At 59.0% G+C, this 10,359-nt stretch carries 8 protein-coding genes; 1 reads left to right on the top strand and 7 read right to left on the bottom strand.

Translation table 11 applies throughout. The annotated features are described in order from the left end of the window. The first annotated feature begins 120 nt into the window (after positions 1-120). On the top strand, positions 121-1,443 hold the full coding sequence (gene ltrA / locus G494_RS0110600; RefSeq protein ID WP_028584530.1) for a group II intron reverse transcriptase/maturase: 1,323 nt from the start codon (positions 121-123) through the stop codon (positions 1,441-1,443). A gap of 77 nt (positions 1,444-1,520) precedes the next feature. On the opposite strand, the gene G494_RS22875 is transcribed toward ltrA, so the two are convergent. The 7 genes from G494_RS22875 to G494_RS0110570 all read right to left on the bottom strand — a co-directional run bounded on the left by G494_RS22875 (position 1,521) and on the right by G494_RS0110570 (position 10,330). Continuing rightward, positions 1,521-1,952, bottom strand: a complete 432-nt coding sequence (locus tag G494_RS22875; protein WP_051305594.1) for a lipase chaperone — start codon at positions 1,950-1,952, stop codon at positions 1,521-1,523. A 129-nt stretch (positions 1,953-2,081) separates the two neighbouring features. Beyond that, on the bottom strand, positions 2,082-2,432 hold the full coding sequence (locus G494_RS26725; protein ID WP_153305836.1) for a tetratricopeptide repeat protein: 351 nt from the start codon (positions 2,430-2,432) through the stop codon (positions 2,082-2,084). Positions 2,433-3,590: 1,158 nt separating this feature from the next. Beyond that, positions 3,591-6,725, bottom strand: coding sequence for a DNA polymerase III subunit alpha (locus G494_RS22870; protein ID WP_084456668.1), 3,135 nt, complete (start codon positions 6,723-6,725; stop codon positions 3,591-3,593). Continuing rightward, positions 6,722-8,053 carry a DNA polymerase Y family protein gene (locus G494_RS0110585; RefSeq protein WP_028584529.1) on the bottom strand — a complete coding sequence of 444 codons (1,332 nt, stop codon included), beginning with the start codon at positions 8,051-8,053 and terminating at the stop codon, positions 6,722-6,724. The genes G494_RS22870 and G494_RS0110585 overlap by 4 nt, the downstream gene beginning before the upstream one ends. A 119-nt stretch (positions 8,054-8,172) precedes the next feature. Beyond that, on the bottom strand, positions 8,173-8,967 hold the full coding sequence (locus G494_RS0110580) for a DUF72 domain-containing protein (RefSeq protein WP_028584528.1): 795 nt from the start codon (positions 8,965-8,967) through the stop codon (positions 8,173-8,175). A 24-nt stretch (positions 8,968-8,991) separates the two neighbouring features. Next, positions 8,992-9,633, bottom strand: coding sequence for a transcriptional repressor LexA (gene lexA / locus G494_RS0110575; protein ID WP_028584527.1), 642 nt, complete (start codon positions 9,631-9,633; stop codon positions 8,992-8,994). A 196-nt stretch (positions 9,634-9,829) separates the two neighbouring features. After that, complete coding sequence (locus G494_RS0110570) at positions 9,830-10,330, bottom strand: universal stress protein (RefSeq protein ID WP_028584526.1); 501 nt, start codon at positions 10,328-10,330, stop codon at positions 9,830-9,832. Between the last annotated feature and the right edge of the window lie 29 nt (positions 10,331-10,359).

Below are 10,359 nucleotides of genomic sequence, written 5' to 3'. Positions count from 1 at the left end.
ATACATGGTAACATGTCTGGTTCCCGTGCAGGAGTCAGCAGAGGTCATAGTAGTTCGCCGCCAGCGGACGAAGGACCGAACCCAGAGAAGGGAAAAGGCCCGTCATGCTCGACCAGTGCGATGAACCCGACCGGGGGAGCAGTTGGTCGGCGCGTTGACGGCAAGCCTGATCCCGATGAATACCTGTTGGAGCGGATTCTTTCCCGGGCCAACCTGAGCGAGGCTTGGAAACAGGTCAAGGCCAACCGTGGAGCGGCGGGTGTGGATGACATGCCCATTGACGACTTTATGGCCTATGCTTGGGTACACTGGAAGAAAATCTGTTCATCTATCTTTGCAGGCAGTTATAAACCGTTACCGGTCAAACGGGTAGAGATCCCGAAGGCAACAGGGGGCACTCGCCCCCTGGGGATTCCTGCTGTCCTTGACCGTTTGATTCAACAGGCCATTGCTCAGGTCCTGGTGCCGATATTTGACCCTGGTTTTTCGGCGGCAAGCTTTGGTTTCCGTAAGGGGCTCTCGCCCCACGATGCCGTGTACCAGGTCCGACATTACATCCGCGAGGGGTACCGCGTGGCTGTCGATGCGGACTTGGCCAAGTTTTTCGACACGGTGGAGCACGATGTGCTCATGGCCCGGGTCAGCAGCAAGGTACGCGACAAGCGTGTCTTGAAGCTGATCGGCACCTACCTGCGAGCAGGAGTGGTGATAGGCGGCCGCCTTCACGAGACCCGTAAGGGGGTTCCCCAAGGTGGTCCGCTCTCGCCACTGCTCAGTAACATCCTCCTGGATGAGCTGGACAAGGAGCTGGAGGGACGAGGCCACCGCTTCGTCCGCTATGCCGATGACTTCGTCATCTTGGTAAAAAGTCGTCGGGCGGGCGAGCGGGTGATGGCCGGTATCAGCCGGTTCCTGGAAAAGAGGCTCAAGCTCGAAGTCAATCAGGAGAAGAGCAAGGTGGCTCACAGCAACGAGATCACCTTCCTCGGTTTTGCCTTTAGGGGCGCCAAGATACGCTGGTCGGACAAAGTCCTCGTGCGCTTCAAGCAACGCATTAAGGAGCTGACCGGACGGAGCTGGGGCGTCTCCATGGACTTTCGACTGTTCAAGTTGGCAGAGTATCTGCGTGGCTGGATGGGGTATTTCGGGATATCAGAGCTGTATCGTCCCGTACCCGAACTCGATCACTGGTTACGCCGCAGGGTGCGCATGTGCTACTGGAAGCAGTGGAGTTACTGTCGCACCAAGGTTCGCGAGCTGACCAAGCTCGGAACCTACCTGCATGCTGCTATCTCTGTTGGTCTGAGCCGGAAAGGCCCATGGAGATTATCCCGCACCCTGGCCACCCACTCAGGTATGACCAATCAATGGCTCAAGGGTCAAGGTTTGCTTTCTATCAAAGATCTATGGGTAAACATCCATTACCCGGCTACGGCTCGGTAGCTCATGGGAACCGCCTAGTGCGGACCCGCATGCTAGGTGGTGTGGGGGCTGGGGGAGAGATTCCCCCGGCTACCCGATTATGCATTATTTCCTATAATTTTTTTTATATAACCTGCAAATTCTTTGTGGTAATATTGGTTTGATTGTAATTCTTCCCAGGCCTCTTTGAAAGCAGGCTTTTTTAATGAATCTTTCATCCCACCTTCCCAGAGATTCCATGCTTCATTTTGGATTAAACCATTTTTGTTCAAAAAATATTCTTCAGAACATAGGTCGAAATATGCCCTTAACCATCTAAGAATTAGTTCTTTTTCTTCTTTTTCTACCGGAAATTTGAATTCTATAGATTCAACTCCAACGGGTAGATTTATTAGTATGTCCTGATACCTCTGGGTATAAGTCATGAAGGTTTGCATTTTTGACTGTTTGTTACTCTGATATATTTGCCAGCCAAGTGCACAAACAGCTATTACTGCAGTAAAGAAAGATATGCTTTCAGCACAACTCATGATGATATTCCTTTTTTTGCATAACGTGTAGCTAACCGGAAACCGACGTTAAGATGGTGGTCGCTGAATCTTCTAAGGAATTTCTTTTGCCGATTCGTTCCAATGCCGCCAGCTTAAGGTTGTCCGTGTTTAGCGTTTGGTTGTGTGAGTATTTTTAGATTTTATTCTGATTACAAGTTCTTGCAATGCCCCAATTCTTCTATCTGTATCTGGATTTTCCTTTTCTGGATCTTTTAATTCTAAATATTCTTTTATGCTTCTTTCTGCGCATACAAATGCTTCACTTAAATTTCCAAGGTTGTAGTATGAGAAAGCCATTGAATCATATAGAACTGGGTCATATTCAGAAGTTGAGTGTTTTAGAGCTAGCTTAAAGAATTCGATAGCCTCTTCGTGATTTTTATGTCTAGCTGCTTTAAAACCTTTTCCAGAGAACCAACCAGATCTCCCAGACTCTATAAGCTCAAGTATCATTTTCATTTATACACACAACGGTCAGAGCTGAGCGGAATCCAGCTGGGGGCAGGAGACTTGAAAAGTCTTCTGACGTCAGTTGGATTTCCGCTCGAGCGGTTTGATGGAGGCCTGCGAATCAGCAAGCAGGCATCTTGTAAGTCAGAGTTGGCCCTTTTATCAATTGTTGCTTTTTAAGGAGCCTCCAGCGAAGCGTTCGAGCGGTTCCCGCTCAGCTCTGACCGATGGCGTCGCGCGCAGCGGGACGCCATCGTTTAATCTACGAACTTCGCTTTTGACGGCCTTTTTGAATTTCTTGGATATCTGGACAGGGCTGCTAACGGCTGCCGTTTAAATAAAGTGCTTAAATCGCAACGGCCTCAGGCAAGACCCTCCTGATTCCAGTCATCCCTAATGTGCTAAAATTACACGAAAGTTTGTTTAGATCTCTGTCTATATCTAAATTGTTTATCCATGACAAGTGAAAACAGTTTTTGATACAGTTGAATTATTAGATATTTTTTAAGATCATTTTCGGCGGCCGCATATTGGGATATTTTTTTATGTTGCCTCCGTCTTTTCTGCCAAATTTGGTTCGCTTTTGACTGCTCTGTTCCCAATATGCGTAGTTCGTATAAGCAGGTCTTTTTATCGGATCAGGCTAATACGACAAAGGAAAACAACCATTTTCATGGTGAAGAGTTTGGGGATTTTTTGCTGAAAAGCCAGATGGTCGCCGCTGGCAAAGAGAAGTTCTAGCTGATGTGGGTTCGTAAATTCTTTCAGCAGCGGCTTGATGCGGCACGGTTCAACGGTTCAACTGGCAAGAACAACTGGATGCCTTCACTTCACAGCTCAGCGATGAGCCCTCCATCCAAGCTTGGCCGGTAGTTCAGGCCACCTTGAAAAAATACTTTTTCTTCCAATCTCAGCGTTGCGATCGAGAAATTTAGTCTATGAATATCAACCATATGCATCCACTAAAATTTGATCTTTCGCCTTGACCTTGATCGAAAAATCTCATTAAACAAGATACCCTTATCTATATTCGCCGTGGTAAAGGGGACAAAGATCAGACCACCCAGCTGGCAGGGTCAACCATCCCAGAACTCCAGGCACACCTGCAACAGGTACAGCTGCTTCACTACAAAGACCTCCGGGAAGAGCCTGGTGAGGCTGCTCTATCTAAGGCTCTTGCGAGAAAGTATCCAGGGGCAGGCCGGCAGACTGGAGTTGGAAACTGTTGCGCCGGTCTGCCAGACGCTCCACGGTCAGGGTACAGACCCCAAATTCCTCATCCACGGTGCCTTCCAGCAGCAGAGGGCCATGACCATCCAGGAGGTGACAGTAGCGCTGGTAGGTCCTGGGAAAAAAGGTACACTCCACCTGGCCGGTCTCATCCTCAAAGCTGACAAACTCCATGGGCTGTCCCTTCCTGGTGGTGACCACCTTGGCGGTGATCAGCCAGCCTAAGAACCGTATCTGTCTTGGTGGCTGACCGGTCCGGGGCCGGTGACGGCTAAGATCCCTGGCCAGGATGGTGCTGAGTCGGCGCCTGGTCTCCTGGTAGAGGCTGATGGGATGGCAGGAGCAGAGAAAGCCCAGCACCCGGTACTCCCGGCGGAGTCGCTCCCGGAGATCCTCCGGGGGCAGGGGAGGCGGCTTGACCGTGGGGGCAAAGAGCAGGGGGGCCTTGGAGCGGCTGGTCTGCAGCCAGTGGGCCAGCAGCCAGCAGAGTACGCCCCGGTTCTTTCCCTCCTGCTCCGGATTAAGGCGATCCAGGGCGCCGCAGTGGATCAGGGCCAGCCCCTGGTCCTGGTGGGGCCGGATCCGCTCCAGGAAATCAGCCATGTTCTTAAAGGGACGGAGCTGGCGTTCCCTGACGATGGTTTCAGCTGTCTCCAGGCTCAAGCCCCGGATGGCCATCAACCCCACCCGCAGCGAGTCTCCCTGGCCGCGCCAGTGAATTTCGCTCTCAGCCACATCAGGAGGCAGGATGGTCAGGCCCAGGCGACGGGCCTCGGAGAGGTAGGCAAAGGTGGAGTAGAAGCCGCCCTGGTTTGAGATCACCGCTGCCATGAACTGGGCCGGGAAGTGGGTCTTGAGAAAGGCGGCCTGGAAGGAGACCTGGGCATAGGAGGCGGAGTGGGGTTTGCAGAAGGAGTAGCCCTCAAAGCTCATCATCATCTCCCAGATCTGCCGGCTGACCCGGGTCGGCACCTGGCGGGCTTCAGCCATACTCAGGAAACGCTGTTCAAAGTCCTTGAGCTTTCGCTGCCGATCCTTTTTGGACATGATCTTGCGCAAGCCGTCGGCCTCCACATGGCTGAAGCCGAACTGGACCGCCACCCGGGAGACGTCCTCCTGGTAGACCATGATGCCGTAGCTCTCATCCAGGACCCTGCCCACCAGGGGATGGAGCGGCTGCCAGTCGCCGCCATGGAGCCGGCGCAGGTATTCCCGGATAAAGGTGTTGGCTGCCGGCCGGATGATGGAGGAATGGATCACCAGGTGATCAAAGTCGCCGGTGCGGGCCTTGCGCTGCAACAGGCGGGTTGCCGGGCTCTCGATATAGAAGCAGCCCATGGTCCGGCCCTGGGCAATGGTCGCCTGGGTGGCGGGGTCATCCTCGGGCTGCCAGCCCTGTTCCTGAAAGGGCTGCTCTTTTCTGACCTGCTCCACGGTGTCGCGGATCACTCCCAGGCTGCGGTTGCCCAAGAGGTCGATCTTGACCAGGCCCGCCTCTTCGGCACCATCCTTATCCCACTGGATGATGGGTACCCCCTTGGCAGCCCGCTCCACCGGAACGTAGCTGGCCACCGGCTTGGGGGTGATGATCACCCCGCCGGGGTGGACCGAGAGGTGGCTGGGAGTGCTGCTCAGCCTTTGGGCCAGCTGCAGGATCCGGGGCCAGGGTTCATGCAGCTCCACCCCGCGCAGCTGGGGCAGGTTTTTGAGCCGGCTGAGCAGATCCTCCTGCTCATTGAGCTGCCAGAGCCAGGGCAGCCGTTTGCTCAGCCGGCTGATCTCGCCCCCTGGCAGGCCCCAGACCTTGGCCACCTCCCGGATCACCATCCTGGGCTGGAGCCGCACCTGGTTGCAGACCATGGCCGCCTGGGCGCCGAAACGTTCCAGGAGCTTGTTTAAGATGGCGTCCCGCTCGTCCCAGGAAAAGTCCACATCGATATCCGGCGGGTCCTTGCGGCCCGGATTGAGGAAGCGCTCAAAGTAGAGGGAGTGCTTGATGGGGCAGACATTGGTGATCCCCAGGCAGTAGCTGACCAGGGAGGCCGCTCCGGAGCCGCGGCCGCAGGTGCGGGCCACTGGGCCGACGATCTCCCGCACCACCAGGAAGTAGGAGGAAAAGTTCATCTGGGCGATGATACCCAGCTCATGGGCCAGCCGCCTGGTCACGGCCTGGGGCAGGGGCGTGCCGTAGCGGTATCTGGCGCCCTCCCGGGCCTGGCGGGCCAGCTCCTGGTCAGCTGCCTGGGGGTCTTGCTGTTGCTGCGGCCCATTCAGCCCCGCCTCCAGGGGCCAGGGCGGCATGATCAACTCCTGGGAGGGGCCTGTGAAGCTGCAGCGCTCGCTGATCCGCTCGAGCTCTTTGAGGCAGTGGGGCCAGAGCTGAAAACGGTGAACGAGCTCAGCCGGCCCGGGCAGATAGGCCCGGGCCGGGGCGCAGACCCTCTGGTCCAGGCGGGAGAGGGAGCTGTTGCTGGCCATGGCCCGGAGCAGCTGATGGAGAAAGTGGTCCTGGGGGGAGAGAAAAAAGCTGTCCAGCAGCGGCACTCCGGGCAGGCCAAGTTTTTTGGCCTGCTGAAAGAGCGTGCGGCAAAGGGGCTCCTGGCTGCTCAAGAGGGCAGCACCTGCATCGGCACCCAGCTCGGCCAGGTGCTGGAGCAGGCTGGTGGAGCGGCTGAGGATGATCAGCCCCTGGTGGAAGCGGCCCAGGGCTTCTGGTGCCTTGAATTGTGGCTCGCAGTGGCGGGCAGAGAGCAGCTGGCAGAGGTTACTGAAGCCCAGGGTATCCTTGACCAGGCAGAAGCAACGCTCCTGGGCCGAGGGCTCTCTGTCCTGGCCGGCCAGGGGCCAGCGGAGCTCGGCTCCGATCAGGGGTGTGAGCCCCTCCGCTTGGCAGCTGGCCAGCAGCGGCCAGAGCCCGTAGAGGTTGTTGACGTCACAGACCGCCAGCCGCTGGTAGCCCAGCTCCCTGACCCGCTGGCAGAGTGATGCTGGATCTGGGGTGGCCTCCATCAGGGAGAAGTGGGAGTGGAGGCCCAGGGCCAGGGGCGGCCGGGAGGAGGTGGATCTGTTCATGTCCGGGCTTCCTGGGTTTTGGGGCTGTTGGCTCCCTGGCCTGGCTGGATGGCCTGAAAGCGGCTGCCCCGGCGGAGCAGCTCAGGGCCGTAGCGCTCTTGGATGAGGTCGCAGGCCTGGCTGAGCTTGCGGCTGCGCTCCGGGGGCACCATCCTCGGTGTTGATGCTGGTATTGGTGTTGGCGCTGCTGCCTGGGGGGCGGCGGAGCGGGACTGGCTTAGTCCCTGGAGCGGCAGGCTTGCTCCGCGCTCCGGCCGGGTCTGAGGAGAGAGCGAGAGCAGGGAGAGTTGTCTGCCCGGGGTGTGATGACCGGTCCAGGAGAGTTGCAGCCGCCTGAGCCGCACCCGCCGGTGCCAGGCCCGGTAGAGGGCGGTCAGGGCCAGCTCCTCCAGGGGCGGGTCATCGCTGAGCGGCTGGCGGCAGGCAGCCTGGCGGATGCACTCCACCCCGTCGCTGTAGAGGAGGCTGAGGCTGAGCTTGCGGCAGCCCTGACGCCGGCGGCGCAGCTGAAAGCCTAGCTGGGCGGCCAGCTCGGCCACGGCGGCCCGGACCAAGGCCTCCTGATTGGTGTCCGGGGTAAAGCAGTGTTCCAGCCGCTGGAGCCGATCTCTGCTGGCGCTGGTCACGGGCTGGTGGTCGATGCCCCGGATGGCCTGAAAGACGGGCCGGGCCCGCTTGCCGCAGAGCACCGCCAGTTCTGAGACCGACAGCGGGGTGGCCTGGTTGACCCGCCTGATCTGCAGCTGGGCCAGCCGCTCCAGATCCAAGCCATTGAGGCCGGGGATCAGCTCCAGGGGCAGGGGGGCCAGGAAGGCCTCCTCCTCACCGCTGGCCACGATATATTCGCCCACCGGCTTGACCAGGCGGCTGGCGACCTTGGCGATCAGCTTGTTGGGGGCCAGGGACCAGATCGGGTCCAGGCCCAGCTCGGCCTGCAGGGTCTTGCGCAGCCGCCAGCCGATATCCGGAGGCGGGCCAAAGAGCCGATGGGTACCGGTGACGTCCAGGTAGAGGTGCCCCTGGCCGGCGGCCGGTTCCACCAGGGGCGAGAAGCGGCGGGCATGGCCCAGGCAATGGCCAAGCAGCTGGCAGTACTTCTCCGGCCGGGGCGGCAGGATGGCGGCCCGGCGGCAGCGGCGTCTGGCCTGACCCAGCATCATCCCCTTGCGGACCCCGTCCTGATAGGCCTCCTCACTCATGTCGTAGACCACGGATCGGGCCGCAGGCTGGGCAATGATCAGGGGCTGGCTTCGCAGGCTGGAATCCAGGAGCCGCTCCACGGCCACGCTGAAATCGGCAATGTTGAGATGTATGACGCTTCGTTCCATGAACCAAGCTTAGCTCAATGTACGGAAAATGTAAAGCCAGGCTGTACATTTTCCGTACAGGAGGGTACAGCCACGCTCTTCAGGGCACCCTTAAGATCAGCGGAACCGAACAGAGGGTTTCAGGGCAGCAGCTCGGTCAGGGTCCGGGCGTTGGCCACGGCCTGGCCGGCCACGTGGTTGTTGAAGAAGACCACACCCTGTGAGGCCTTGGCAGTCATGGGGAGGAGGAGGCGGTCCCTGAAGGTGGCGAGTTCTTCCCGGGTATAGGAGTAGTTGAACTGCTGCTGCATGGTGCCGCTCCGCCAGCCCGCGCTGTTGCGGCCATGGAGGCGGAAGTAGCAGAGCTTGGGGTTGGTGACCACCTCCAGGCAGGGGAAGAGCTCGGCCAGGGGCGGGGTATCGACGCATGCCAGGGTGATGCCCCGCTCCGAAAGCCCCTGAAAGACCCGGTCATGGGCCCAGGAACGGTGACGAAACTCCACCACCAGGGGCAGGCCGGCCTGAATTGCGAGGAGATCCAGGAGCAGGGCCAGGTAGCGGCGATTGGCCGGGGTGCGCCGGAATCCGGGCGGGAACTGGGCCAGGATCGCCAAGAGGTGGCCGGCCTGCTGCAGGGGCCGGATGCCCTGGGCATAGAGCCGGGCCTGTTGCTGCCAGTCCGGGCCGATCTCATGGGTCATGGTGCGGGTGAGCTTGGCGGCAAAGGAGAAGGCCGGCGGCACCCGGGCCATCATCCGCTCCACAGCCTCGGCCCGGATCATCTGATACCAGGAGTAGTTGAGCTCCACCACGGGGAACATCCGGCTGTAGAGCCCCAGCATGGCGGCAGAAACGGTCTTGGGTGGATAGACCCCGGCATCGACCCATTCGGGATAGGAGTAGCCGGAGGTGCCGATGCGCAGCGCAGGAGGCATGGTGCTTTACCGGAATTTCATGGCTTAGAGGGCAGCCATCTGCTCGGGGCCGCGGTGGATGCCGACCACCTTGCCCTGGATCAGGACCTCGCCCAGGCCGTAACAGAACGGTTGAAAACTGCTGTTTTCCGGGACCAGTTCGATATGGTCGCCGTGATAGAAGAAGCGTTTGACCGTGGCCTCTTCCTGGTCGATCAGGGCGACCACGACCTCGCCGTTTTCGGCAAACTGGCGGGGCTCGCAGATGGCCAGGTCCCCATCCAGTATACCGATATCCTTCATGGAATCTCCGCTGATCCGGAGGGCAAAGAGGTTGGCGCTGCGATAGATTTCAGGATCCACCAGGATGGAGCCGGCCCACTCCTGCTGGGCATAGAGGGGCAGGCCCGCGGCCACCCGGCCGATGATGGGCACCTCTCTCCCCCGGCCCGGGGCGCGCTTGCCGGCCGCCGGCAGCAGGGTGATGGTCCGGCTGTAGCGGCCGGCCCGTTGAAGGTACCCTTTTTCCTGGAGGGTCTGGAGCATGCTGGCCACGGCCGTGTGGCTGATGGCCAGATCCTGGGCAGCCTGGCGCAGGCTGGGGGCCTGGCTGTGCTGGTTGATCTGCTGGCGGAGATAGTCGAGCAGGGCCTCTTGTCTGGGGGTAAGCGGGATCTGTGGGGGCATGGCAGGACACCTCTGAAGATGATGGTTCCTGCTAATGTACTATTACATTGCCGGTTTGAAAAGGAGAAAATGCAGCAGCTGCTCACGGCAGCCAGGGGGGGGGAGGGGATCGCTGCTGGTCTTGGAGGGAGGCCCGGCTGGTTACCGGGGAGGATCCCCTGTAACCAGCCGGTCGATTACTGCAGCTCCCGAGCGCTCAGGGGCGCTCGGGATGGATCCGTTTGCGCAGCTTTGCGGCTATCCGTTCGCCCCGATGGGAGACCACGGGCACGGGAGAGCGGCGGAAGATCTTTTCCGCCACCGAGCCGGTGAGGGCATGCATCAACTCCGACTTGGCCTTCAACCCCATCACGATCATGTCCGCCTCTTCTTCCACGACCTGTTTCAAGATGGTCTTGGCCGGACGCCCCACCTTGAAGACAAAGCGGATCCGATCCTCGGGAAAGTCCAGATCCTTGATCATCTCTTCGAGTTGCGAGATCCGTTCCTGTTCAATCTCCTGGATATAGTGCTCCTCATCCACCTGGTAACCGAAGGAGGTGATGGTCTGCACGGTCTCCAGATCGCGCTCGTTGATCACATGGAGCAGGATCAGCTCTGCCCCGGTGGCCTTGGCCAGGGAGGCTGCATATTCGATGATGCCCTGGGAAAAGGTGGAAAAGGCCAGGGGGACCAGGATCTTCTTGATTTCAGCCACGGGGTATCCTCCTTAATAGGAAAAAGAAA

This window comes from Desulfogranum mediterraneum DSM 13871 (assembly GCF_000429965.1).
Lineage (GTDB): Bacteria > Desulfobacterota > Desulfobulbia > Desulfobulbales > Desulfobulbaceae > Desulfogranum > Desulfogranum mediterraneum.
The sequence above is the reverse complement of the archived record's forward strand: the minus strand, read 5'-3'. Positions and strand labels throughout refer to the sequence as shown.